Origin of the sequence: Micromonospora sp. DT46, from assembly GCF_049841735.1 — a bacterium.
GTDB lineage: Bacteria > Actinomycetota > Actinomycetes > Mycobacteriales > Micromonosporaceae > Micromonospora > Micromonospora reichwaldensis.
In genome coordinates this window covers 279,376-303,091 of the sequence record NZ_JBNCKW010000003.1, presented here as the reverse complement: position 1 = coordinate 303,091, position 23,716 = coordinate 279,376, and the positions used below count along the sequence as shown (strand labels likewise).

Below are 23,716 nucleotides of genomic sequence, written 5' to 3'. Positions count from 1 at the left end.
CCGGTCAGCCGACGGGGGTCAGCGGCCGGTCCGGCTCGCCCGCGGTGCGCAGCATCCCGCGCCGGGCGGCCCAGCGTTCGAAGATCAGGGTGGCGAACGGCGGTACGGCGCAGGCCAGGGCCACGAGGGTGGGCCAGGGCCGCCACCGGTGCAGCCGGGCCATCGCGAGGACCAGCAGGCCGTACGCGACGAAGAGCGCGCCGTGGATCGGGCCGAAGATCTGCACGCCGATCTCGTTGCCCGGGGGGCCGTACTTGACGGCCATGCCGATCAGCAGGGCCAGCCAGGAGCAGGCCTCGGCGATCGCCGCCGCCACGAAGAGCCTGGTGATCTTCTCGCGCATCGTCACTCCCCCACCGGTTGCCGCACATGCTAACCACCCCGCCGGCCGCGCCGACGGCACGACGGGCGGAGGCGACAGGGATCACGCGGGCCCGAGCTGGGTACGTACAAGGAGCTTCGGGTCTTCCCCGGCCCGCCCTAAGCGTGCGAGGTTAGGGGAACCAACGGTGACAGGGCGGTGACCATGGGCGAGGACGTCGGCGTACGGACCTTCAGTCGCGAGGACCGGGCCCGCTATCGCGAGAAGGTACGGCGGTGCCTGGACGTCTTCGCCGAAATGCTCCGGGAGTCCCGGTTCGACGTCGAACGGCCGATGACCGGGCTGGAGATCGAGCTGAACCTGGTCGACGACGACTCGTTGCCGACCATGCGCAACGCCGACGTGCTGGCCGCCATCGCCGACCCGGCCTTCCAGACGGAGCTGGGCCAGTTCAACGTCGAGATCAACGTGGCGCCGCGCCGGCTGGCCGGCACCGGCACCCGCGAGTTCGAGGAGTCCGTGCGGGCCAGCCTCAACGCCGCCGAGACCAAGGCGCGGGACGTGGGCGCGCACATGGTGATGATCGGCGTCCTGCCGACGCTGCGGCCGGAGCACCTGACCGCCGAGACGCTGTCGGCCAACCCGCGCTACGCGCTGCTCAACGAGCAGATCTTCGCCGCCCGCGGCGAGGACCTGCGGATCGCGATCAACGGCGTGGAACGGCTCGCGGTCACCGCCGACACCATCACCCCGGAGGCGGCCTGCACGAGCACCCAGTTCCACCTCCAGGTCAGCCCGGCCCAGTTCGCCGACTACTGGAACGCCGCGCAGGTGATCGCCGGTATCCAGGTGGCCCTCGGGGCGAACTCGCCGTTGCTCTTCGGCCGGGAGCTGTGGCGGGAGACCCGCATCCCGCTGTTCCAGCAGGCCACCGACACCCGGCCGGAGGAGATCAAGGCCCAGGGCGTACGCCCCCGGGTGTGGTTCGGCGAGCGCTGGATCACCACGGTGTTCGACCTGTTCGAGGAGAACGTGCGCTACTTCCCGGCGCTGCTGCCCGTCTGCGACGCGGAGGACCCGGCCGAGGCCCTGGCCCGGGGGGACGTGCCGAGGCTCGCCGAGCTGCGGCTGCACAACGGCACCGTCTACCGCTGGAACCGCCCCGTGTACGACGTGCTGAAGGGCCGCCCGCACCTGCGGGTGGAGAACCGGGTGCTGCCGGCCGGGCCGACGGTGCTCGACACCGTGGCCAACGGCGCCTTCTACTTCGGTCTCGTCCGGGCGCTCGCCGAGGCCGACCGGCCGCTGTGGTCGCAGATGTCGTTCAGCGCGGCCGAGGAGAACTTCAACGCCTGCGCCCGCTACGGCATCGACGCCCAGGTCTTCTGGCCCGGCCTCGGTTATCTCCCGGTCACCGAGCTGGTGCTGCGCCGGCTGCTGCCGCTGGCCCACCACGGGCTGGACCGGTGGGGCCTCGACCCCGCCGAGCGGGACCGGCTGCTCGGCGTCATCGAGCAACGCTGCCTGACCGGCCGCAACGGGGCGAGCTGGCAGGTGGAGACCCTGCACCGGTTGGAGTCCGCCGACCATCTCGACCGGCCGGAGGCGCTGCGTGAGGTGGTGCGGCACTACGTGACGCTGATGCACACCAACCGGCCGGTCCACGAGTGGCCCATCCCCTGACCGGGACCACGACGGGGGCGGGGGTGCCCCGCCGGCCCGGACGCGCGTCGGTCCGGGACACGGTCAGGGCTCGACGTCCGGGTCGTCGAGCACGGCTTTGGCGTGGAACACGACGCCGCCGAGGACCTCCCGGACGTTGTGCCAGCGGTCGAGCCGCGCCCCGGCGAAGGTGACGTCGCCGTGGAACGAGGCCCGCCCCTGCCGACCGTCGAGCCGGAAGGCGGCGCTGGCGAACCCGCTGGCGTCGAACCGGGTGGTTCCGTGGAACTGAGCGCCGGTGAAGTCCGCGTAGCCGACCTGGCAGCCGCTGAGGTCGAGGTCGACCAGCGTCGCGCCGCACAGCGGCAGGTTCGTCTCCGGCCAGTGCGGTGGCCGCGCCCCGCCCGGCACTGCGCTCGCCGGACGCAGCCGCTCGGCGAGCAGCCGCTGCGCGTCGCGCCGCGCCTGGACCTCCCCGGCCTGGGCGGGGGTCAGCTCGCCGGTCACGTCGAACGGCAGCGGCACCCGCAGATACGCGCAGACGGCGTCGACCACGCGCTGGCGCAGCTCCGGCCTCGCGTCGCCGAGTTCGCCGAGAGCCCGCAGCCCCACGCGGCGGACAGCGGAATCCCGGTCGGCGAGCTGGCGGGTGCGGGGCGCGACGGGTCCGTCCCGCACGAGCACGCTCGCGCCGTCCGGCCCAGGCTCGGGCACCCAGCCGAGGGGCCAGCACATCGGCTCGCCGTCGGCCGCGCCGGCCCACCGGGCGCCGGTGAGGTCCACGGCGGGCTGGTCCAGGTGCACGAGCCCGCCGAACTCGGCGTCCCGGAACGTCGCCTCCGCGCCGAACCGCGCCTTGCCGAACCAGGCAGGGCCGTCGAAGCGGGCCCACCGGAACGACGCGGCCCCGACGAAACGTGCCCCGTCCCCGCCCTCCGCCCAGCCCTGGTAGTCACCCATCAGGACCGCGGCCGGCCAGCCCGGGTCGTCCTCGTTCGGCTCGTCCCACGGGGCGGGGTCGACGTTCTCGACGTCGTCCCAGGCCGGGTCGTCCTCCCACAGCTCCTCCTCGCCCCGCCCGAACCACGCCATCCCGGCGAAGGCGACCCGGTCGAAGCTGGCCGGGCCCCGGAACCGGGCTCGGCCGAACACGGCGTCGGCGGCGAACCGGGCGTCGTCGAACCGGGTCTCGCCGTGAAAGACCGCACGGGCGAAGACCGCGTCGCCGGTGAACCGGGCGAAGGCGAAGGAGGTCGACCCGAAGAACCGCGTGTCGGCGAAGCGGGCCTCGGCCAGCTCGCAGCGGCCAAGGTCGGCATCCACCAGGGTCGCCCCGGACAGGTCCACGGCGAGGTCCGGCCCCGGCGACGCCCCGGCGCCCTCGGCCGCTCCGGCGGCGTCGGTCGTCCTGGCGCCCTCGCCCGCCCCGGCGCCCTCGCCCGCGCCGTCGACCGCCCCGGCAGCGGGGCGCAGCAGCAGCCCGGCGAGCACCCGCGACGCCTCGCGTCGCGCGTCGGCGTCCGTGCCGTCCGGGGCGGGCGGCGTACGCAGGTAGGCGCAGACCGCGTCGGCCGCGACCTGGCGCAGCGCGGGACGGGCCGCGCCGAGTTCGGCGAGCCGCCGCAGGGCGGACCCCCGCTCCGGGCCCGTCGCCTCGACGACCTGGGCGGCGGTCCGGCACGCCTCGACGCCCCTCTCCTCGACTGCCATGCGCCCTCCAGAACCGACGCGACAGCCCGCCCGCCGGGGTTTCCCGCCGGGGCCGTCCCCCGACGTGCCGGCGCAGGATAGCGGCTGGGGGCGACACACCCCGTCGTCATGGCGCTCTCCGACGGCGTCACCGCCTGCGCCCGCGGCTGCCAACCGCGACCGTCGGCCCACCCGCTGCCGGAGGCGGCCGGTCGGCCTGTTTCGGAGTCGCCGGCGCCCTGACGGGGGCAGATCGGGTCAGGAAATCGCGCACGATTGAAGAAACGAGGTGACGACGGTCGGCCCATCATGAAACGCGGACATCGCTCCACGTGACTCGCCGCTCACGGAGGGTCGCGTGGGCGCGTCCACGTCGACCGGTGGCCATTCGTCGCGGGCGTCGGCGCCCGCCTTCCCTTCCCACCGGCCCCTCCCTCACCTTCGAGGAGCGCATGTGACGCAGACCCAGAGGTCCCCCCAGCGACCCGACGCGCCCGTCCGGTTCGGCCCCGACACCGCGCGGACCGCGACGTCCGCGTTCGTCAACGGGCACTTTCCCCGGCGGCGAGGGCTGATCATCCTCCTCAGCGTCCTCGGCGGGTTCCTGCTGACCGTCATCTGGTCGGCGGAGTTCGTGGACCGGACCATCGGCGACAACGTCGCCAACACAATGCTCGGCCACGACGCCAAGGAGACGCCCATCCAGGGCATCGCGGCCGGCATCATGTTCGCCTTCGTCTCCGGCATCGCGGGTACGTTCACCGCCTGCAACATCGCCGCGTTCGGCGCCCTGGCCCCGCTGACCGGCACCACGGGCGGCAGGTTCAGCCGGATCGTCGCGCCGCTGAAGCCGCTGGGCTGGATGTCGGTGGGCATGGTCGCGGTGTCGGCCGCCTACGGCGCGGTCGTCGGCCTCGTCGGCACGTCGATGCCGCAGTTCTCCACCGCTCCCAACGCCCCCGGCGGGCTGTCACCGAGGAGCATCCAGTCCATGGTGGTCTTCGGCGTGATCGGGATCATCATGATCTATCTCGGTCTGGCCGCGCTGGGCGTCGTGCCGGACCCGTTCGCCCGAATCGCCCGACGGTTCCCCAACGCCCCGATGGTCTTCATGGGCGCGCTGATCGCCGGCTTCCTGATCGGCCGGCCCTTCGCGCTGTTCCGGCAGATGTTCCGCGACGCCGCCGAGAGCGGCAACCCGCTCTACGGCGCGGCGGCGTTCACGCTTCAGTCCCTCGGCAACATCGTCATCATGGCGGTGCTGTTCCTGCTGCTGGCCTGGCTCGCCGGCTCCCGCCTGCAACGCTGGTTCAGCGCCCGGCCGAGCCGGCTGGCGGTCCTGACCGCGGTCGCGTTCATCGTCGCCGGCGCCTTCACGTTCCTCTACTGGGACGTGCGGCTGCTCGCCCGCCGCGAGATCATCCCCTGGTACCCGACGGCCCCCTGGGCCTGAGCCGGTGACGAGGTCCGGGGACGGCGGTGCCCCGTCGTCCCCGGACCCGGCCGACCGCGAGGCGGCACGACCCACCGGAGCGTCCGTCCCACAGGACCGGCGTCCGGCTCGGTCAGTCCTCCGGGCGGTCCCACGGCGACGGGTCGTCGCGCAGCCGGCTGTAGAGCCAACCGTCGCGCCACCGGCCGGCCCGGAACTCGCAGGCGCGCAGCACGCCCTCCAACTGGAATCCGGCCTTTTCCAGCGCCCGCTGCTCGGCGGCGTTCTCGGGGTGGGTGCCGGCCTGGACGCGCTGCGCCGGGGTGTGACAGAACAGGTAGTCGCAGAGCAGCGCCTGCGCCTGCCAGCCGATTCCCCGCCCCCGCCACTCCGGCAGCAACACGATGCCGATCTCCCAGTGGATCGCCGCGCCGCCGTACCGGCCGGCACGGTAGCCGACGACGCCGGCGGCGGCCTGCTCCGCCTCGACCTCGACGGCCAGGCGGCCATCCTCCTCGCCGAGCCAGCCGTCGGCGGCGAATCGTCGCGCCGGCGCCCCCGGGTCCCGGAACCCGTGCCAGTCCAGCCCGACCAGACCCGGCTCGACGGCGAACCGGACGAGCATCGGCAGGTCCCCCTCGGCCACCGGGCGCAGCCGCACGCCGTCGCGGGCCACCTCCGCGCCCGGGTACCTCGATCGGTCCGTCACCATCCCGGCACGGTACCCACCCGCCGGCACCGGCGCGGTCCCGAAGGCGGGGCCCTGCCGACCGCCGGCTCAGACCTTGAGGACGACCTTGGTGCACTCGTCCTGCTTCTTCTGGAAGATCTTGTAGCCCTTGGCCGCGTCCTTGAGCCGCATCCGGTGGCTGATGATGAAACTGGGGTCGATGTCGCCGCGCTGGATGCGGTTGAGCAGCGGACGGGTGTAGCGCTGGACGTGACACTGACCGGTACGCATGATCAACGACCGGTTCATGAACGCGCCCATCGGGAACTTGTCGACGAAGCCCCCGTACGCCCCGACCACCGAGACGACGCCGCCGCTACGGCAGGCGAGGATGGCCTGGCGCAGCGCGAACGGGCGTTCCGTCTCGACCCGGGCGGCCTGCTTGGCCCGGTCGTACGCGTAGACGGCGGTGTTGCCGTGGTGCCCCTCCAGGCCGACGGCGTCGATGCAGGCGTCGGGCCCCCGGCCGGCGGTCATCGCGTTGAGCGCGTCGAGCACGTCGGTGTCGTCGTAGTTGATGGTCTCCGCGCCGGTGTGTTCCTCGGCGAGCCGCAGCCGGTACGGGTACCGGTCGATGACGATCACCCGCTCCGCGCCGAGCATCCGGGCGCTGGCGGCGGCGAGCAGGCCCACCGGGCCGGCCCCCCACACGGCGATCACGTCGCCCGGCTTGATGTCGCACATCTCCGCGCCCATGAAGCCGGTGGGCAGCACGTCGGCGAGCATCACGGCCTGGTCGTCGGGGACCTCGTCGGGCACCTTGATCGGGCCGACGTCGGCGAACGGCACCCGGGCGTACTCGGCCTGGCCGCCGGCGTAGCCGCCGAGCAGGTGGGAGTAGCCGAAGATGCCGGCCGGCGAGTGCCCCATGATCTTCTCGGCCACCCCGGCGTTGGGGTTGGAGTTCTCGCAGACCGAGAAGAGCCCGCGCTGGCAGGAGGAACAGTGCCCGCAGGCGATCGGGAACGGCACCACCACCCGGTCGCCGGGGCGCAGGTTGCGCACCTGCGGGCCGACCTCCACGACCTCGCCCATGAACTCGTGGCCGAGGATGTCGCCCTTGCGCATGGCGGGGATGTACCCGTGGTACAGGTGCAGGTCGGAGCCGCAGATGGCGGTCGAGGTGATCCGTACGATCGCGTCGCGCGCGTTCATGATGGTCGGGTCTGGTACGTCGACGACCTTGACGCTGTCCTTGCCCATCCAGGCGGTGGCCTTCATCGTTCGTCCTCTCGGGTGGCGGGCGGTCAGCGGCGGGCGATGGGCAGCGGCTGGGCGGGGCGTTGCATGACCTGCTGGCGTACGGAGATGCCGTCGGGGCTGCCCTCGGAGCGGACCACCTCGCCGGTCTCCACCACCTGCTTGAACCGGCGCAGGTCGTCGCGTACCTGCTGCTCGGGTTCCTCGCCGAAGAGCTTCGCCACGGCCCGGCCCAGCGCGCCGGCCGGCGGGGCGTAGCGCAGCCGCACCCGGACCTCGGTGCCACGATCGCCCGGCGCGGGCACGAACCGGACCCGACCCGCGTTGGGCACGCGGGTGCCGGGCAGCGACCGCCAGGCGAGCGACCGGTTCGGCTGGTCGTCGACGATCTCCGCGTCCCACTCGATCCGGCGGCCGGCCGGGCCGTGCGCGGTCCAGTGCGACCGGCGCAGGTCGTCGGCGCGTACCGACTCCAGGTGGGACATGAACCGGGGCAGGTTCTCCAGGTCCCGCCAGAAGCGGTACGCCTCGGCCGGGGACCGGTTGACGGTGACCGAGACCTCCATGTCGATCACCCGCCGGTGCGCGGCCCGGGCCCGTCCGGCGCGCACGGCGGCGATCAGGTCGACGGCGGCGATGCCGGCGACGGCCGCGGTGGTGAGGCCGACCCGCCGGCGCCGCTCGCCGCACCGCTCCGCCCAGGCCCGTCCGAGCAGGGTGAGGTCCAGCGCGTCGCCGGCCACCCGGGTCCACGCCCAGCCGGCCGGCCGGCGGCCGCCGAGCAGGCCCGCCGCGTGGATCAGCTCGCGGGCGCCCACGGCCATGATCACCCCGCCCGCGGCGGGTGAGTCGTCCACGCCGGTCAGCCGGGCCACCGCGCGCGGGGCGAGCAGGCTGCCGGCCCCGAGGGCGAGGCTGACCGCGCCCAGCAGCCGGGGCAGCCCGGCGCCCTGGCCGCGTCGTCCCCGCTGGTCCAGCATCATCGGATCGGTCTCGTCCACGTCGCACCACCGTCAGATCGTCCTGACCCGCCCCCGGGGCAGGCCCGGCGGCGGGAAGCCGCCACGCCTGACGCTATGCCCGCGAATCGCCTAACGAACCCCGAATCGGCACACAACTCGACGCCCGCTGCCGCCCTGTTTCCGCCCGTCGGCCGGGGCCGCGCCGGCGACCGTCTCACGCTCGCCGGCACGGGCGCCGCCAGCACCGTTGCGGCGCGGGCGGGCACCGCCGTATCCGTCAGCGCCCGTCGGACTCCGGCCGGCGGCGGTACGCCCGGTCCAGGATCGCGATCAGTTCGTCGGCGGCGCGGGCGCCGTCGAACCCGGCTCGGGCGAGCTGCTCGGCGACGATGGCGTCGATCGCGCCGTTGATCATGACGGCGAGCAGTTCGGCGTCAGTGTCCTCGCGGTAGTCACCGGCCGAGCGCGCCGCCCCGATGAGGTCCACGACGCTCTGCCGCCGGCTGGGCGCGTCCGGCCCGTCGGAGATGCCGGTCTCCTCGGTGATGGCTTCGATGATCATGCGGGCGTGCTCGGGGTGCTCCCGCAGGTGGGCGACGAGCGAGCGGACGTACGCCTCCAGCGCGGCGGCCCCGCGGGCACGCTCGACGGCCGCGCCGACGTCGGTGGTGAGGGCCTCGATCACCGCCGCGTACGCGGCCTGGACCAGGGCGTCCTTGGAAGGGAAGTGATAGAGCACCGCCGCCTTGGACAGGCCGGCCGCCTCGGCGATGCGCGCCAGCGAGGTGCCGGCGTAGCCGTGGCGGGCGACGAGGTCGGTGGTCACCCGGACGAGCTGGGCGCGACGGGCCTGCTCGGTGATGGTCAGCGGCCGGCGCGAACGGTCCTTGCGGGTGGTGGCGTCCGGCGTCATTCGGTGTCCTCGGGGTGTCGTGGCGGCCCTGCCGGGCCGGGTAGCCGCGGCACGGACAGGGTAACCCCCCGGTCAGACTTTCTACCGACTGGTTGAAAATCTGACCGACCGGTAGAATCCTGGGATGGGCAACGACGTCCACGACCACCACGGAAACGGAGGGGGGCACCATGCGAGCGCGCGTACCTCGGATCAGGCATCGCCGGCGCTGGATCGTCGGCGGCGGCGTCGCGCTCGTCACCACCCTGGCGGTGGCCGCGGGGGTCGCCCTGCACCACCCCGCGCCCGTCGGCTACTACGTCTCCGCGCGGGCGCAGGACCGCTTCCTGCGCGCCTACGAACGGGCGATGGCCGACCTGCCCCAGCCGGACCGCACGCTCGACGTGCGGACCAGCTACGGGGTGGTCCGCGTCTACCACTTCGCGGGCGCCGACTCCTCCCCCGCCGCTCCGCTGCTGCTGTTGCCGGGCCGGGCCGCGCCCTCCCCCGTGTGGGCCGACAACCTGCCCTTGCTGCTGCGCACGCGGAGCGTGTACACGGTGGACCTGCTCGGCGAGCCGGGAATGAGCGTCCAGCAACGACCGATCGGCTCCGCCCGTGACCACGCGCAGTGGCTGCACGAGCTGATGCGGGGCCTGCCCGACGAGCGGCTGCACCTGCTCGGCCTGTCCATCGGCGGCTGGACCGCGATGAACCTCGTGGCGCACCGGCCGGAGAAGGTCGCAAGCGTGGTCCTGCTGGATCCGGTCCTGGTCTTCACCGATCTGTCGCCGGCAGCGATCGTCCGCTCCATCCCGGCGAGCGTGCGCTGGTTCCCCCGGTCCTGGCGGGACGACTTCGCGAGTTGGACGGCGAACGGCGCGCCGGTCGAGGACGTCCCGGTCGCCGAGATGATCGAGGCCGGGATGCAGTCGTACGTGCTCAAGCTCTCCGCTCCCGAACGACTCACCGACGAACAGCTCGCCGGCGTGCGGGTGCCGGTCCTCACCCTGCTCGCCGGCAGGTCGCGGATGCACGACACGGCGGCCGGGGCGGCGCACGCCCGGCGCGTCCTGCCGCACGCCGCGGTGAAGGTCTACCCGGAAGCCTCGCACGCCATCAACGGCGAGCATCCGGAGCAGATCGCCGCCGACGTCGCCGCGCACCTGGCACCCCTACCCTGACGCAGGACCCACACGCCCGACCGGCCGCCGCCCCCGGTACCGGTTCGCGGCGCGGCGACGGACCGCCCTCAATTGAGGGGTATGGCGATCGGTCGATGGCTTGTAGCGTGGGCCCTCCTCACCCACCCAGGAGGGAAGTGATCATGCCCACGGTCACCGTTCGCGTTCTCGGTGCCCTCAGCGCCAGCGTGCTGAGCGCGACTCTCGGCGTCCTGGCGGTCGCCGCGCCCGCCCAGGCCGCGTCCCGCGACGGCGCCTGCAACACCGGCGAGTTCTGTTACTACTACAACAGCAACCACGCGGGCTCGATCTCCGATCACGCCGGCTCGCTGGCCGACTACGGCACCGCCCAGCCGGGCTGCTACGAGTTCAAGGGCGCCGGCAGCGGCAAGGGCCAGTGCATCAAGAACAACGCCGCCTCGGCGTGGAACCGCACCGGCAAGACGGTGCGTGTCTACTACAACACCGGCTACAACGGTTCCCAGGCGCACCAGGACTTCGCGCCCGGGGCGAAGAAGAACCTCAGCTCCACGCTGAAGAACAACAACGCCTCCCACCAGCTGATCTCCGCCGGCGCCAGCTACCCGGCGAAGGACGACTACCCCTACAAGGGTCAGACCTCGGGCATCGATCCGTGGAACTTCTACAAGGGGCAGTGCACCAGCTTCGCGGCCTGGGCGGTGCGCAGCCGGGTCGGCGTCGCCTTCCACAACCAGTACAAGGGCCAGGCGCGGTGGGGCAACGCCAAGGAGTGGGTCGCCGCCGCCGGACGCGCCGGCGTGCCGGTGTACAACAGCCCGAAGGCCGGTGACGTCGCGGTACGCCTGGGCGGCACCTACGGTCACGTCGCGTTCGTGACCAGGGTGAACGCGAACGGCACCTTCGAAATCGACGAGTACAACTACGTTTCGGCCGACAGGTACAGCCACCGGACGGTGTCGGTGGGAACCGCCAACAACCAGTTCTCCAAGTTCATCCGCTTCAAGTGACCCCGCGCCTCGGACGGAAACTTCTCCGCCGATGACGGAACACCGCGCGCAGAGCCCCGGCCGCATGGCCGGGGCTCTGCCGATCACGTGCCCTTACGCCGGGGAGAGACCCTCCACGAAGTCGTAGAGGCTCTTGATGTCGTTGTCGAAGTACGGGCCGTCGAACTGTCCGTTGCCCGGGTTGTCGCCGTGGCTCACGACGCTGTTGATGAATCCGAGACCATTCTGGTCGTTGTATTCCTGCAGCCAGGGACCGCCGCTGGAGCCGTAGGTCATGTTGCACCACATCCGGATCTGCTGGGCGCCGGCGTGCCAGGTGCCGCTCTGGCAGAAGTACTGGCTCTCGCCGCCGCCGAGATTGGACGGATAGCCCAGCGCGGTCATCAGGGAGATGTTGTAACCCCAGTTCCAGCGCATGCCGTGGCCGCCGACCGTCTCGACGACCTTCAGGCCCCAGTTACCGCCGTTGTGCATGATGGCGATGGCCATGTCCTCGTCGTAGCTGCTGCTGTTGATCCACGCGGTGCGGGCCGCGAGCTGGTACGCCACGAACGTGCCGAACGGCCGCGCGCCGTCGCGGTAGCGCGGCACGAACTGCCAGTTGCTGTACCACTGCCCGCCGGCGCCCTGGTGCACGCAGTGCCCGGCGGTCATGACCAGTCGCGCCTTGCCGCTGGCGACCGCACTCGCCGAGCACGAGGCGCCGCCACCGTTGGGGGTGGTGAAGTAGACCTTGCCGACGACCGCCGACTCGTTGAGCTGGATGCCGACGTCGGCGCCGCTGGCGGCGCTCGGTCGCACCGGCGCGACCGAGCCCGCCGGTCCGTCGGGCTTCGGCGCCCGGCTCGTGGATTCGGTGGCCTTCGCCGACTTCGCGATGTCGAGGTCGACGGCGTTCGCCATGCGCTCCGGCGTCCAGAACCTGGCGACCTCCTCGGCGATCTTCTCGTTGGTGATCGCACGACCGTCACTGGTGCGGGCGACGGCGGTGGTGTTGCCGTTCCTCTCGACCGTGGTCGGCTTCGCCTGGGCGACCGCCGGAGCGGTCACGACCAGCGCGAGTGCCAGGCTGGCCGATGCGGACCAGCGCAGGGTTGATCTCAACAGTTGCCCCCTTTTTCGGGTACTCCAACTCGGACCAGCGAAACCTATCGATCAAATTGCTTTGATCACAACGTGATCGAATGACAGGTAATTGACATTGACTTTCTGGCGTCCGAAAAGGACCACAGCCGGCGGCAAACAAAGCACCCCCACCCCGAACAGAAGCGTCAAAATTGACTCGCAAATCCCATCGCCGCGAATTCGCACTCTCAATTTGAGGACGCTCACCGCTGTCGACAGGTGGGAATTGCGGACCGCGGCAGTTGAGACGTTGCCCGGACGCGTCCGGCTGCCCATTCGCGCCGCGACCGCAGCCACCCGTGCACGCGGCAATCTCGCTCACCCGGGGAGGGGCCGGCACGGAGGGGCTGACGCGCATAAGGTCGGCTCGACCCGGCAACCTTCGCGAGGACAGGACGGGACAGCACATGGACCAAGGCACCCGCAACGAGGTGCTCGGCCGCCTGGCTGAGGCAGTCGGGTCCATCACCGTCGCGCACCCGACGCGGGTTGCCGTCGACGGACCGCCCGCCGCAGGCAAGACCACCCTCGCCGACGAGCTCGCCGTCATCCTGCGCGACCAGGGCCGCGACGTCATCCGCGCGACGATCGACGATTTCCTCTTTCCCCGGGCACAGCGCTATCCGCGCGGCGAATTCTCGGCCGAAGGCTGCTACTTCGACACCCACGACTACGACGCGCTGAACCGGGTTCTGCTCGATCCGCTCGGCCCGGGCGGGGATCGACGCTTTCGACACGCGGTCTACGACCGTACCGCGGATAGTGTGCTGTCCCCGCCGGCCGCCACTGCCACCGCCGACGCCGTGCTGGTCTTCGACGGCGTCTTCCTCATGCGTCCGGAGCTGATCGACAGGTGGGACCTGCGCATCTTCGTGTCAACCGCGCTTGAGAAGACCGTGGACCGTGCCGTGATCCGAGAGCGCCGGACGTCGTCCCGGGCTGAAATCGAACGGCGCTGGCGCGAGCGTTACATCCCCTCCCAACAGCTGTACTTCGCTACCGTCCGCCCGACCGATCACGCCGACATCGTCGTGCACAACGACGAGCCTCAGCGGCCGATCTGGGAGACTCGAAGACGCTGACCGCACCCGATTCGGCAAAGCCCTCGACTCAACCACGACATTTGGCACCGCAAGAGTCCGGGGGATCGTCGCGCTACCCTCCCCAGCATGACGCGTTACCTTGTCGTGCCCGGTCGAGGCGTTCCATTCCCCGACCACTGGTCGCGCAGTTGGGTCAGGGACTACCCGAAGTACCAGTGGGCGCCCGAACCGCCCGGGCCACCGTACGTCGCCGCCGAACGGGTCGCCGCGCTGCACGCTGCCATAAGCGCCGACGATGAGCCGGCGATCCTCGTGGCGCACAGTGCGGGATGCCTGACCGTCGCCGTCTGGGCCAGCCAGCATGTCGGTCCCGTCCGTGCCGCCCTGCTGGTCACGCCACCGTACCTGGATCCGGACTGGACTCCCGACCCTCACGAGACCGTCGATGTCGTCATCGACCACGTGCCACGCGAGCCACTGCCCTTTCGCTCGATCCTGGTCGCCAGTCACAACGACCCAATTACCACGTTCGAGCAATTCGAAGCGTACGCGCGAGACTGGGGCTCGGAACTGTTCGACGCGGGCGCAGTCGGGCACCTGGACTCCAAGACCGGGTTCGGCGCGTGGCCCGACGGCGAGCGCCTGGTCCGATCATTGGCCCAGCCCGCACAGGTGACGTTGGAGTACTAGACTGGAACCAAGATCAGTGCGGCCCGCTGGCTACGACTATCTGCGCGAGGGGTATCGACCTTCGCCGGTGTTCACCGGGAACCGCGGCGCAGATCGGCCACCTCGTCTGACGGCGTGAAGCCGGCCGAGGCGTAGGTAGCTACGGCGCCGACGTTGGAACTCTCCACGCACACACTCGCGCTGGACGAACCCATGTCGCGAAGCGCCGCAGCGGCGGCAAGCGTGATCGCAGTGCCGTAACCATGGCCTCGGTGACTGCGGTACGCGCCCATCGGTTCCAGCAGTCCAGGCCGCCCCGGGCCGGCTGACCACACAGCCGCCACCGCCACGGCGTCGTCATTCTGATCAAATGCGGCGAGGCAGCGTGCGTCAGCGTAGAACGGGCCACCGGCCATCGCGAGCCAACCTCCGACCGTACGGCGCCGGTCGGCATCGGTGAAGGGCGACCCGCGGAACGCGGACCAGTGGACGGCGACCCACACCTCGGCGCGATCGGGCTCGATCGTCTCGATGCGCAGACCGCAGTCCTGTACCGGGTCCGAGAGACCGCGGTGGAACGTTGTCCACGGCTCATCCCGCTCCCAACCCCGCTTCAGCAGCAACTGGGTGAGAAGCCCCGCACCTCGGGCTTCGACGGTCGCACCGTGGGGAGCCAGGACACGCCCTGGTTCGTCCAGATCAGCGGCGAGCCGACGGGCCAGTGCCTCGTCATCACGCCAGTCGGGAGCGACGGCCATGCGCACCAGTTCGGGGCCGTCCAGCAGCCCGATCGCGAGAACCTCCCCGTCGCGCGACCACATCCGGATGGCAGCCGCCGTAGCCTCGGCACCACCTAACGAGTGCCACCCGAGATCGCCGGAATGCAGATGCAGCGGTCCCCCGTCGTACTGCCACCCCTTGAGCGCGTCCACCGCTGGTGACAACTCATCAACGCTCGGGGTGCTCAAGATGATGCTCACGGTGCATCCAAACCCCAAAGAGCGACCTGGCACCATCGATTTTGTAGGGAGCCGGCGTTCTCGTCACGGTTCGCCGAATGCCTGTTCCAGGCCGTCACCAGGCTGTCGATAGCCGATCCGGAACGTCGAGGTGGCCCGGCACCTGTTCGAGGAGTGCGTCCACAAGAAGGCGCAGGGCGTCTTCGCCAACCCGAACGTCTTCTTCTACCGGCGCAACGTGCTCGGCGGGGCGGTGTTCGCGCCGCGCTCGGTGGACACCACGATGACCTTCGCGCTGACCCACGAGATCTGGTCGTACGGCGAGCGGATGGCCTCGCTGCGCCGGTTCGTGCAGGCCCTCTACGACCACACCGTGCCCGGCGGGGTGTGGATCAACAGCGACGTGTGCGGGCCGGACGGCCGGGACCGGACGGTGCACCTGCGCCTGACCACGACGGACGGCGTCAACCCGCCCCGGCCGCGTACCGACCTGGCGGCCCTGCCGCCCGGTGAGGTGACGGCGTACGTCGACGCGCTGTCGACCCGGGCCCGGCTGGACCAGTTCGCGGTCGACTACCGGTTCCCGTTCGCGTACCGCCCGGTGGACGGGGCGGACGGCGTGGTCGAGCTGACCCTCGGCGCGGCGATGGACTTCCTCACCCGCAAGGACTACACCGACAACTGGCTGTCGGAGACCCAGGAACAGTTCTGCGGCCTGGAGTACGCCGACTGGAAGTCGTTGCTCACCGACGTCGGCTTCGAGATCGCCTGATCGCCCGCCGCCCGGTCAACACCTGACGGCCCCGGCCCGGACGTCCTGGCCGTCGCCGTCACCGGAGCCAGACCCTGCACAGCTACCACGCCCGGCAGGCCTCCACCGCGCCATCCTCATGATGCCGGCCGGAGTACTAGTCTGGGCGGCAAGGTGTTCGACCGCGACGCCTCATCCTCGGAAGGTGAAAACGTGGACCTGGAGAGGACCCGGCTGTTCGGCGTGGGAGAGTCGTACGGCTTCACCACCGCGGCGGGCCAGCGAGGCGCCGTGATCGTGCACTTCGACGGCCGACGCGACATCGTGCTCTACGACCCCAGCGACCCCGAACGGGTCAGGCACACGTTGACGCTGGAGGGCACGGAGCCGCGGACGATCGCGGAACTGCTCGGTCTGCCCCTGGTCATGGACCACCTGACGGAGCTGACGCCGCCGTTGGAAGGCGTCGAGACCGTACGCATGCCGGTTCCCGCCCGGTCGCCGTTCGTCGGGCGCCGGCTCGGTGAGACGCGGGCGCGGACCCGCACCGGCGCGTCGATCGTCGCGGTGGTCCGGGGCGATCACGTGATCCCCTCGCCGGACACCGACTTCACCATCCAGTCCGGTGATTCGCTGGTGGTCGTCGGCGACGGTGCCAGCCTCGTCAAGCTCCGCGAGCTCTTCACCAACGGCTGACGACCGCCGCCAACGGTGACGGGAGCATTGGCCACCCGCCGAACGCCCGTCTGGTGGTCCGGTCAGCGGGTCAGGCCGACCAGCGTCGCCAGGCGCGCCACGCCGGCCGGCGCCGGGTGGGCCCGGGCGACCTCGGCGACGACCGTACGCGCCAACGGCCGGCACCGGACCTCGGCGGGCGCGACGGCATCCGCGTGGACCAGGACCCGGCCCGCGCCGCACAGGTCGCCGACCTGGAGGTACGCCCGCGCGGCGTCCACGAGGTAGGCGGCCCGGTACTCGGCCGGCAGCCGCCGCCACGCCTCCTGCCGTACCGCCTGCTCGTGCCGGCGCACCGCCTCCCCGGCGTCCCCCCGCTCGAGGGCCGCGACCACCCGGGCCGCCTCAACGGCGTCCGGCCCGAAGCCGGTCCGGTGCAGGTCGTCACCGGCGACCCGCGCCGCCACCCGGGCGGCCCGCTCGACCAGCTCCTCGCTGCGGCCGGTGTCGCCGCAGCCGGCGGCGGCCAGCGCGGCCTGGATCAGCAGGGTCCCGTGCACCGGCTCCGACGCGGGCGCGACGCGACGCGCGACGGCCAGCGTCGCCACCAGCGCCAGCCGGTCCCGGCCCAGCGCACGCAGCGCCTGACCGACCGCCACCGTCGCCGCCCCCGCCAGCACCGCATCGCCACCGGCCACCGCCACCGCCCGGTCGGCGGCCAGCCACCCCAGGTCGGCCTCGCCGAGCTTCACGAGCACCGCCGAGGTGATCCGGTACGCCTGCACCAGCAGCACCGGCTCCTGCGCCCGCACGCCCTGCGCGGCGTGCAGCAGCCTCGGCAGCAGCCGCACCACCTGCGCGTAGTGCCCGTGCTGGTAGGTCAGCCAGGCGTGCGCGACGTGCCGGCCCGTCTCCGCCACGGACGTCGTCGCCCCGTGATCGTCGTAGCGGGCGAGGGCGGCCCGGATGCCGTCGACCCCGGCCACCGGGCTGCTTCCGGTCGGCGTCGGGCGGTGCTCGCCGAGCAGCACCATCGGGTCGACCCGCAACACCCGGGCGATCTCCTGGATCACCGGGTAGCGGTCCAACGGCCGTACGCCCCGCTCGGTCTTGTCCACCCAGCTCTTCGACCTGCCGAGCCGGTCGGCGAACATCTGCTGCGTCATCCGCCGTCGCGCCCGCCAGCGGGCGACGCGGCGACCGATCGGCTCGTCAGCGCTGGTCACGCCGCCACCGCCGGTCCGGCACCGCCCGGGTGGTCTCCTCCACCGGTACGCGCTCCGCCTCGGCCTGATCCAGGAGGCGTCGCTTGGCCGCCTTCCGCTCGGCGGCCTCGGCCTGCTCGCCCCGACTCGCTGACTCGTCGCCCTGCAATCCCATCTCCCTCGATCAAGAAGCGCGGCGATAGGTGGAAGCACCCTGTCACGCGCTCGCAGGTTCCTGAGGCCAGCGAAGTCGACTGTTGGGCGCCGGACCAGATGGCGAGCGATGCGCCTGGTTGCGTCACCCTCGGTGCGATGTTGCGCCGGGTTGCGTGGGGTACCACGGTGCCGCAGTAGCCACATAGGCTCGTCACCGTTGGTAGTCGCTCGATACCTGGAGGCTCATTCATGGCGCGGCCGGTCACGAATACGGCGTTCGAGGCTCTGCTTCGCGCCGCCGGCTATGGCAACGCCCACGCCGCCTTCGCGCGTCAGCTCAACCACGCGGGTCGCGTCCACGGCACCTGGCGCTACGACGCCGCCAGCGTGTGACTGGTGGCTCCGAGGGCGTCGCCCGGCCGAGCACGTCCAAGACGCCATGGCCAAGACGTTCGCCCGGAAGCTCGGCCGTTCCGTTGCCGCAGCAGAACTCGGCTTCACGGCCACAGATGTCGACACAAACGCCAGCTACCCTCCTTCTCCCAGTCACGCAGTCAACGCCGCCGAGCAACTCTGGGCGATGCTCGCCAAGCAACTCAACCCGCAGTCCAACGGGGCGTTCCAGAACGACGCGGCCCTGCAGGCTGCGCTCGCCTGGCGGTACGACCTCCCGGACGAAACGGTCACGCACAGCGGCCGGCAGTCGGTCACGACTGCTGACATCGATTCCCTGTATGCCCTCGCCGACCATTTCACGGAGCTCGATCGACGCCACGGGGGCGGTTCGCCGCGCACCCGGGCGATCATGATCGATTTACTGACGCGCCAGGTCTCCCCCATGCTGCGTGGCAACTACACGGACGCCACTGGGCGCAATCTCATGCGCCCAGTCGCAACGCTCTCCGGCCAGCTCGCCTTCATGTCCTACGACGCAGGCAACCACCCCGCCGCCCAAAGGCTTCTGACGGTCGCCCTACGGCTCGCCAAGGCTGCCGACGACCGCCTGTACGGTGCCCATTTGCTCGCCAACCTCGCCACTCAGGCCGTCTATCTCGGGCACGCTCAAGATGCTGCACGACTCGCCGAGGCCGCCATCGACGGAGCAGGCCGCGCCCCCGCCGCAGTCCGCGCCCGGCTGTACACGACCGCCGCCAGCGCATACGGCGGCTCGGGTGAACGGCGCGCACGTCAAAGCGCCCTGGCAAAGGCCGAGCGTGCGTTGGACAGGATGGACGCGGGCAGCTGCCCTCGGTGGGCTTCCTACTTCAGCGCGGCTCACTTCGCTGGCGCGGCGCTACGGTGTCTGAGCGACCTACGCCTATGTCGACAGGCCCTGCGACACGCGCCCAGCGCCGTCATGCTCGCCGATCAGAACGCCCGAACACGTGCCCTACACACCGCGCTCATTGCCACGATCCATGCTCGTGCCGGGGACATCGACGCCGCCTGCGACTGGGGGCGCGAGCTGGCGGGGTACGCGCCGGGCGTCCACTCCGCTCGCGTGGCCCACCGTGTCCGCGAACTCATCACCGCGCTCACCCCCCACAGAGCAATGCCCCAGGTCAACGGCCTCCTTGTGCATCTTCCGGCTGGTAGAACGCACAACTGACAGCGAGACAACACGGAGACACGGCGGCTAGCGTCGCAAGGTGACCTGGACGGATCCCGCCACCTGGTATGCCAACCTGCCCGCCTTCCATGCTGCCGCAGGAGCGCTTATCACTAACCCGGTAGGAAGAGTTCTACTCGTGAAACCCACGTACCGCGATCACTGGGCCTTCCCAGGCGGGTACGTCGAAAAGGACGAGTATCCGCATGAAGCATGCACCCGCGAGGTCCGCGAGGAACTGGGGCTGGCTGTCGATGCGGGTGATCTTCTCGTCGTGGACTGGGCGCCTGCCGCAGGGCAGCGGCCCCGCGCCCTGATCCACTTCACCTTCGACTGCGGAACGCTCGACGGCCTTGAGGGCATCGACCTGCCTGGGCAGGAACTCGAAAATGTCGCCTTCTTTCCGCTCCGGGAGGTTGAGCAACGGCTTCCAGTCAACGTTGTGCCCCGGGTCGATGCGGCGATACGAGCCCGAACCCAACATGTTCCGGTGTATCTCGCCGGAGGCACCGTCCCTCGACGTTGAAGCGCGATAACTGCTTGTGGAACTCGCACATCTCACGGTGCTCCGGTCGTTCAGGTCCGCCCAGGCCAGCGGGTACAAGGGGTCCACAGATCTTGCGGCTGCGGCTCCTTTGAGGTCATGACGGTCGTCCGCCGAACGCCCAAGAGTGGACCTCGATCTCGGCGTACCGGTCAGAGGTCGGCACGGCACGCCTCGCGATCATCGCAGCGGTGTAGCGGTCCATGTAGGACCGATGCTCGTCCGCCACAGGTACAACGACGGCAGTAGGCGTCCACTGTGCCTGCACCGCGTTGGGATTAGCGAAAGGCCAACTCGTCGGTTGACGCGCCCACCGCGGAACGTTGCGAAAGTATTCCGGACATACCGATTCAGATGGAGGTACGCCATGAGGATGCGCCGGTTCGTCGCCACCCTGACCGCAGCGACAGTCACGACGTTCGGTGCGGTGGCTATTGCCCCGGCACCCGCCCAGGCGGCAACCGGCTGGGACCTGACCGGCACGCCCGGTGACGTCGCCGGCGCCTGGGCGTACGGCACCTGGTGGTGGTCCGGCGGGCGCCTGTACGTGGAGGTGAAGGTCAAGGACACCAAATCCGACGGCTACGCGGCCGTCGTAAGCCTTACTGCCAGTTACAACGACGGCGGCACGCGGACCGAGGGCGTGGGGAACTCCAGCGGGGCCGGCAAGACCGTCACCAAAGAGTTCAATTTCGCCGGAAACGTCACGAGGATCACAGGGCAGGAGTGCCTCGTGAACAACAACACAGCTTGCATCAACCTTTCTAGCGGCCGAATCTACTGACGCGAACCGTCCGACGACAACGGCAGGCAATGTGTGGGGTCGTCGTCTGCTGGCGGCGCCCCACACGCCAATCGGCGTCAACCAAGAACTGACACTCCAGCAGGTGATCCATTCTGGTCTGCGGTAACGGTGGTTCTGTCCATGGACGGCAAGCAGTCACCGTCGAGAGGTCGTGCGGAACAAACAGGATGCGGCCGTCGCTGCCGCGTTCGGAAACGCGGCCCTTCGCAACGCGGGCCGCCGCCTTCCCGGTGGCCGCCCGCGAACGACCACAGGGAAGCACTGGTCAACTGGCCTTGTAGGTGAGGTAATAGCCCTTCGGCCAACTGTGGAAGTTGTTGAGCTCAGAGGCCTGACCGCTGCAGTCGGGGGTCCGGTAGCCGGGGACGCTCTGGAAGCCACCGCTCCAGGCCAGCAGCCAGGTCGCGTCGGCCGGGACCTGACGGCAGACGCCGTCAGGCGTGGCCTGCCTGCCGACCACCTCGGTCGGGTAGCTCGAGTAGAAGACCAGGCCCGTGTCGGGGCTCTGAAACGGCTCGCCAGCAGCGGCCGGCGACGCCGACAGCGTCGCGGTCAGCATGGTGAGCAGGGCGGCGGCGAGACCTGAGGCGATTCGGTAGGCGGACCTTCGCATGAGTGTCCTTCCGGGATGGTGCTCGGGGGGAGACCAAAGCTCGGCTCAACCCAGGAACAAACTTATCAGCGTCGATGCCACGATCCACCCAGAAAGTTTTCGTGTCAACCAAACAGAAACCGGATCCGAGCCTTCCTCATCACGATCACGCCTGTAGGCATCCGTGCCCTCGAAAGCGTCCACGCCGCGCGCCGGCAGCTCCTTCAACAGGCTCTCGAAGCCATCAACCCCGCGCACCTGGCCCAGGCCGTTCACGTCCTCGAGCGCATCGCACGCCACGCGGAGTGTGGACCGTAGAGTTGCGATCCTCGCCCAGCCCGAAGGCCGTGCCCTCCCTTGACAGGGAGAATCTATGGCTTCGAAGACATCAGAATGCCGCCGAAGTGGAGCACGGGTTCAGTGAACTCGCCCCCACACGACGGACACCGAAGGGGCGCCCACCTGGCGGCGGGTGCCCCTTCGCGAACAAGCGTGTCTAGTGACTACCGGAAGGTGACGTCACTTCTGTTGACCTTGCAGTTGGCGTCGTTCCAGCCCTCACCGAGGTAGCTGGGTTCGCTGCCCTTGGGCACACCCTTGTACTTGCCGCAGATGGTGGCCGAGCCGATTACGACCACGCGAGTGATCGTCGCGGTGTCGTTCCAGTTGCTGTTGATGCCGGCGAGCATGTCGATGTCGTCGACGAGGACGTTGTCGATACGCACGTGACGGGTGTGCGAGGTGGAGCAGTTGCCACAGCCCCGGTACAGCTTGCCGGACCCCTTGAGGTAGAAGCCGGAGATGTTGACCGTGCCGTTGCCGTTGTGCTGGAAGGTCTTGTCGCTGCCGTTGCGCGCGCCGCCACCGACGATGTAGGAGGTACCGCCGTTGGTCTGCTTGAAGGTGGCGGCGTCCTCACCGATGTCGTTCCACCACACGTTGCGCAGTGTGCAGGTGCCCTCGCAGTGCACGCCGTCACCGGCGGGTGAACCGAGGATGACGTTCTGCAGCGTGCCACCGTTGGCGATCTTGAACATCGGGTCCTGCGACTCGCCCTGTCCACCGTCACCGATGCAGCAGTACGTCTTCATCCCGCCGTCGAAGGTGCCGGAGACGCTGACCGTGCCCGAGATGCTCACCGAGCCGGCCGACGACGGCCACGCACCAGTCGGCGCGCCTGGGTTACTGGTCGGGTTGGCCGTAGGACTGCTGGTGGGGCCACTGGTCGGACTGGTGGTCGGGGTCGACCCGCCGCTGGAGTACGTCTCGAACTCGGCGATCCGTGGGGTGCCGGACGCGCTGGTGATGACAAAGGAGATCTTTTTCAGCGACGTCGAGGAGAAGTTGATGGTGCTGGGGGCGCTGCTGCCGCTGGCCAGGACGGAGCCCGTGTCGTGGTTCTTGAGCTGCCAGCCGCTGATCGAGCCGCCGCCCGAGGCCTGCACGATGGCGGCCGAGGACACCGTCGTGGCGCTGCCCCACTTGACCGAGACCGTGCCGGTCGAGCCGCTCGGCGACCAGTAGGTGCTGGGGTTGCCGTCGATGACGTTGCCATAGCTGGTACCACTGGCCTTGCTGGAGCCGTCAGCGCCGGCGCCGAGGCTCAGGTTCGTGGCGGCCGAGGCGTTGGGAACCTGCAGCGCCAGGGCGACGACGGCACCTGCGACCGCGGTGGCACCACCGGCCAGCCACCGCGTGGCGACTTTGCGTCTCATCTGAGTTCACCTTTCAGGCATGAGCACGGGGACGGGAAAGCGCTTTCCGACAACGATAGAGACTGACCAATGAAGAGGCAAGGATCACTTCTTGTTGACGATCGCTTCCTGTGCGTAGTGCCATCGGTGGCGACCCCGACGGCGGATCCGGCGGCGAGGTGGGTGTAGGTGCCACCGTTGCGCAGGTGGGCCGGGGCGCATCGCCTGACCTGCAAGGTCAGGGCGATAAGGCTCAATGGATGGGCATGGGGTCGCACAGCAGGCAACCAGGCGCACGCGTGTCGGCAGTCGCCCAAGCCCTCGGGCAGCGCAGCCTCAAGCCGAACTTTTAGCTTCAGGCGGTTCAGGATGGTCCGGGCCAACGCGGCGAGCCGGGTTTGCAGGTCGTCGTCGGCCCGCCCGCCGAGGTCGTCTTCGAGATGTGCGGCCAGGGCGGCGACCATCGGTAGCAGGTCGTTCAGCGGTCTGCCCTCGTGTCCCACCACGTAGAGGCGGTGGGTTCCCACCTCGGCGGGGATGCTGTGGTCGAGGATCCGCTCGCAGGTGTCGGCCGCGATCAGCGCCACCGCCGTCGGTAGCTCCGGCTCCGGGAGCCCGAGTTCGGCGGTGACCGCCGCCAGGCGTCGATTCGCGTCATGCGCTGGCAGCGTCCGATCTGACTCTGCCGCGAGCGCCACCACGGCGTCGCCGTCGACGCCGGCCACCAGCAGGTCGCAGGCCAGCATCACCGCGTGGCGCGGGTCGGCGTCGTAGAGCAGCGCCCGGGCCCGTTCGGCCCTGAGCCGGCAAAGAAGTTCGTCATCCAC

26 protein-coding genes are annotated in these 23,716 nt (G+C 70.4%); 12 read left to right on the top strand and 14 right to left on the bottom strand.

The genetic code is table 11. From position 1 onward, the window contains the following. Positions 1-4: 4 nt before the first annotated feature. Positions 5-343, bottom strand: coding sequence for a DUF3817 domain-containing protein (locus ACLQ20_RS09275; RefSeq protein WP_132237982.1), 339 nt, complete (start codon positions 341-343; stop codon positions 5-7). A gap of 183 nt (positions 344-526) precedes the next feature. Between ACLQ20_RS09275 and ACLQ20_RS09270 the strand changes: the two genes are divergently transcribed. Then, positions 527-2,005 (top strand): glutamate--cysteine ligase, encoded by a 1,479-nt coding sequence (locus tag ACLQ20_RS09270; protein ID WP_151453896.1) that lies wholly within the window; start codon positions 527-529, stop codon positions 2,003-2,005. A 63-nt stretch (positions 2,006-2,068) separates the two neighbouring features. Here the strand turns inward: ACLQ20_RS09270 and ACLQ20_RS09265 are convergent, their stop codons facing one another. Beyond that, positions 2,069-3,694: a pentapeptide repeat-containing protein gene (locus ACLQ20_RS09265; RefSeq protein WP_327028128.1), complete on the bottom strand. Its 1,626-nt coding sequence runs from the start codon at positions 3,692-3,694 to the stop codon at positions 2,069-2,071. A gap of 433 nt (positions 3,695-4,127) precedes the next feature. Here ACLQ20_RS09265 and ACLQ20_RS09260 point away from each other — a divergent pair, with 433 nt between their 5' ends. Further along, positions 4,128-5,126, top strand: coding sequence for a hypothetical protein (locus tag ACLQ20_RS09260; protein ID WP_225852103.1), 999 nt, complete (start codon positions 4,128-4,130; stop codon positions 5,124-5,126). Between the two features lie 112 nt (positions 5,127-5,238). Here ACLQ20_RS09260 and ACLQ20_RS09255 read toward each other — a convergent pair whose 3' ends face one another. The 4 genes from ACLQ20_RS09255 to ACLQ20_RS09240 all read right to left on the bottom strand — a co-directional run bounded on the left by ACLQ20_RS09255 (position 5,239) and on the right by ACLQ20_RS09240 (position 8,910). Further along, a complete protein-coding gene (locus ACLQ20_RS09255) occupies positions 5,239-5,817 on the bottom strand; it encodes a GNAT family N-acetyltransferase (protein ID WP_358119723.1) in 579 nt (192 codons plus the stop codon). Positions 5,818-5,883: 66 nt separating this feature from the next. After that, the gene (locus ACLQ20_RS09250; RefSeq protein ID WP_151453880.1) at positions 5,884-7,056 is read right to left on the bottom strand and encodes a zinc-dependent alcohol dehydrogenase; all 1,173 of its coding nucleotides are present in this window, start codon (positions 7,054-7,056) and stop codon (positions 5,884-5,886) included. Between the two features lie 26 nt (positions 7,057-7,082). Beyond that, positions 7,083-8,036: an SRPBCC family protein gene (locus tag ACLQ20_RS09245; protein WP_225852104.1), complete on the bottom strand. Its 954-nt coding sequence runs from the start codon at positions 8,034-8,036 to the stop codon at positions 7,083-7,085. Positions 8,037-8,274: 238 nt separating this feature from the next. Beyond that, a complete protein-coding gene (locus ACLQ20_RS09240) occupies positions 8,275-8,910 on the bottom strand; it encodes a TetR/AcrR family transcriptional regulator (RefSeq protein ID WP_151453881.1) in 636 nt (211 codons plus the stop codon). Between the two features lie 170 nt (positions 8,911-9,080). Here ACLQ20_RS09240 and ACLQ20_RS09235 point away from each other — a divergent pair, with 170 nt between their 5' ends. Further along, a complete protein-coding gene (locus ACLQ20_RS09235; protein WP_327028127.1) occupies positions 9,081-10,073 on the top strand; it encodes an alpha/beta fold hydrolase in 993 nt (330 codons plus the stop codon). A gap of 143 nt (positions 10,074-10,216) precedes the next feature. Continuing rightward, positions 10,217-11,062 carry a CHAP domain-containing protein gene (locus ACLQ20_RS09230; protein WP_327028126.1) on the top strand — a complete coding sequence of 282 codons (846 nt, stop codon included), beginning with the start codon at positions 10,217-10,219 and terminating at the stop codon, positions 11,060-11,062. A gap of 93 nt (positions 11,063-11,155) precedes the next feature. Here ACLQ20_RS09230 and ACLQ20_RS09225 read toward each other — a convergent pair whose 3' ends face one another. Continuing rightward, entirely contained in the window at positions 11,156-12,169 is a 1,014-nt protein-coding gene (locus ACLQ20_RS09225) for a trypsin-like serine peptidase (RefSeq protein WP_370518926.1), read from the bottom strand. Between the two features lie 425 nt (positions 12,170-12,594). On the opposite strand from ACLQ20_RS09225, the gene ACLQ20_RS09220 reads away from it, so the two are divergent. Beyond that, on the top strand, positions 12,595-13,269 hold the full coding sequence (locus ACLQ20_RS09220) for a uridylate kinase (RefSeq protein ID WP_151453884.1): 675 nt from the start codon (positions 12,595-12,597) through the stop codon (positions 13,267-13,269). A gap of 87 nt (positions 13,270-13,356) precedes the next feature. Next, the gene (locus ACLQ20_RS09215; RefSeq protein WP_151453885.1) at positions 13,357-13,920 is read left to right on the top strand and encodes an RBBP9/YdeN family alpha/beta hydrolase; all 564 of its coding nucleotides are present in this window, start codon (positions 13,357-13,359) and stop codon (positions 13,918-13,920) included. A gap of 71 nt (positions 13,921-13,991) precedes the next feature. Here ACLQ20_RS09215 and ACLQ20_RS09210 read toward each other — a convergent pair whose 3' ends face one another. Then, positions 13,992-14,879 (bottom strand): GNAT family N-acetyltransferase, encoded by an 888-nt coding sequence (locus ACLQ20_RS09210; RefSeq protein WP_425855016.1) that lies wholly within the window; start codon positions 14,877-14,879, stop codon positions 13,992-13,994. Between the two features lie 130 nt (positions 14,880-15,009). Between ACLQ20_RS09210 and ACLQ20_RS09205 the strand changes: the two genes are divergently transcribed. Together ACLQ20_RS09205 and ACLQ20_RS09200 are read left to right on the top strand one after the other, a co-directional pair. Continuing rightward, positions 15,010-15,630, top strand: a complete 621-nt coding sequence (locus ACLQ20_RS09205; RefSeq protein ID WP_425855014.1) for a hypothetical protein — start codon at positions 15,010-15,012, stop codon at positions 15,628-15,630. Positions 15,631-15,822: 192 nt separating this feature from the next. Continuing rightward, the gene (locus ACLQ20_RS09200) at positions 15,823-16,305 is read left to right on the top strand and encodes a cation:proton antiporter regulatory subunit (RefSeq protein WP_151453887.1); all 483 of its coding nucleotides are present in this window, start codon (positions 15,823-15,825) and stop codon (positions 16,303-16,305) included. Positions 16,306-16,367: 62 nt separating this feature from the next. On the opposite strand, the gene ACLQ20_RS09195 is transcribed toward ACLQ20_RS09200, so the two are convergent. Beyond that, complete coding sequence (locus ACLQ20_RS09195) at positions 16,368-17,510, bottom strand: helix-turn-helix domain-containing protein (RefSeq protein ID WP_425855013.1); 1,143 nt, start codon at positions 17,508-17,510, stop codon at positions 16,368-16,370. After that, entirely contained in the window at positions 17,497-17,664 is a 168-nt protein-coding gene (locus tag ACLQ20_RS09190; RefSeq protein ID WP_425855011.1) for a hypothetical protein, read from the bottom strand. The genes ACLQ20_RS09195 and ACLQ20_RS09190 overlap by 14 nt, the downstream gene beginning before the upstream one ends. A gap of 230 nt (positions 17,665-17,894) precedes the next feature. Here ACLQ20_RS09190 and ACLQ20_RS09185 point away from each other — a divergent pair, with 230 nt between their 5' ends. The 4 genes from ACLQ20_RS09185 (at position 17,895) to ACLQ20_RS09170 (ending at position 20,582) form a co-directional block, all read left to right on the top strand. Next, the gene (locus ACLQ20_RS09185) at positions 17,895-18,038 is read left to right on the top strand and encodes a hypothetical protein (RefSeq protein ID WP_425855010.1); all 144 of its coding nucleotides are present in this window, start codon (positions 17,895-17,897) and stop codon (positions 18,036-18,038) included. Between the two features lie 46 nt (positions 18,039-18,084). Further along, positions 18,085-19,254 carry a hypothetical protein gene (locus ACLQ20_RS09180; RefSeq protein WP_425855008.1) on the top strand — a complete coding sequence of 390 codons (1,170 nt, stop codon included), beginning with the start codon at positions 18,085-18,087 and terminating at the stop codon, positions 19,252-19,254. 40 nt (positions 19,255-19,294) lie between these two features. Continuing rightward, positions 19,295-19,780, top strand: a complete 486-nt coding sequence (locus tag ACLQ20_RS09175) for an NUDIX domain-containing protein (protein ID WP_425855007.1) — start codon at positions 19,295-19,297, stop codon at positions 19,778-19,780. Between the two features lie 385 nt (positions 19,781-20,165). Continuing rightward, positions 20,166-20,582 (top strand): hypothetical protein, encoded by a 417-nt coding sequence (locus tag ACLQ20_RS09170; protein WP_425855005.1) that lies wholly within the window; start codon positions 20,166-20,168, stop codon positions 20,580-20,582. Between the two features lie 286 nt (positions 20,583-20,868). Here the strand turns inward: ACLQ20_RS09170 and ACLQ20_RS09165 are convergent, their stop codons facing one another. The 4 genes from ACLQ20_RS09165 to ACLQ20_RS09150 form a co-directional block, all read right to left on the bottom strand. Beyond that, positions 20,869-21,216: a hypothetical protein gene (locus tag ACLQ20_RS09165; RefSeq protein WP_425855004.1), complete on the bottom strand. Its 348-nt coding sequence runs from the start codon at positions 21,214-21,216 to the stop codon at positions 20,869-20,871. A 45-nt stretch (positions 21,217-21,261) separates the two neighbouring features. Further along, a complete protein-coding gene (locus ACLQ20_RS09160) occupies positions 21,262-21,471 on the bottom strand; it encodes a hypothetical protein (protein ID WP_425855002.1) in 210 nt (69 codons plus the stop codon). A gap of 227 nt (positions 21,472-21,698) precedes the next feature. Beyond that, complete coding sequence (locus ACLQ20_RS09155; protein WP_425855000.1) at positions 21,699-22,910, bottom strand: pectate lyase; 1,212 nt, start codon at positions 22,908-22,910, stop codon at positions 21,699-21,701. Continuing rightward, positions 22,907-23,716, bottom strand: coding sequence for a hypothetical protein (locus tag ACLQ20_RS09150; protein ID WP_425854998.1), 810 nt, complete (start codon positions 23,714-23,716; stop codon positions 22,907-22,909). Before ACLQ20_RS09150 ends, ACLQ20_RS09155 begins: the two co-directional genes overlap by 4 nt.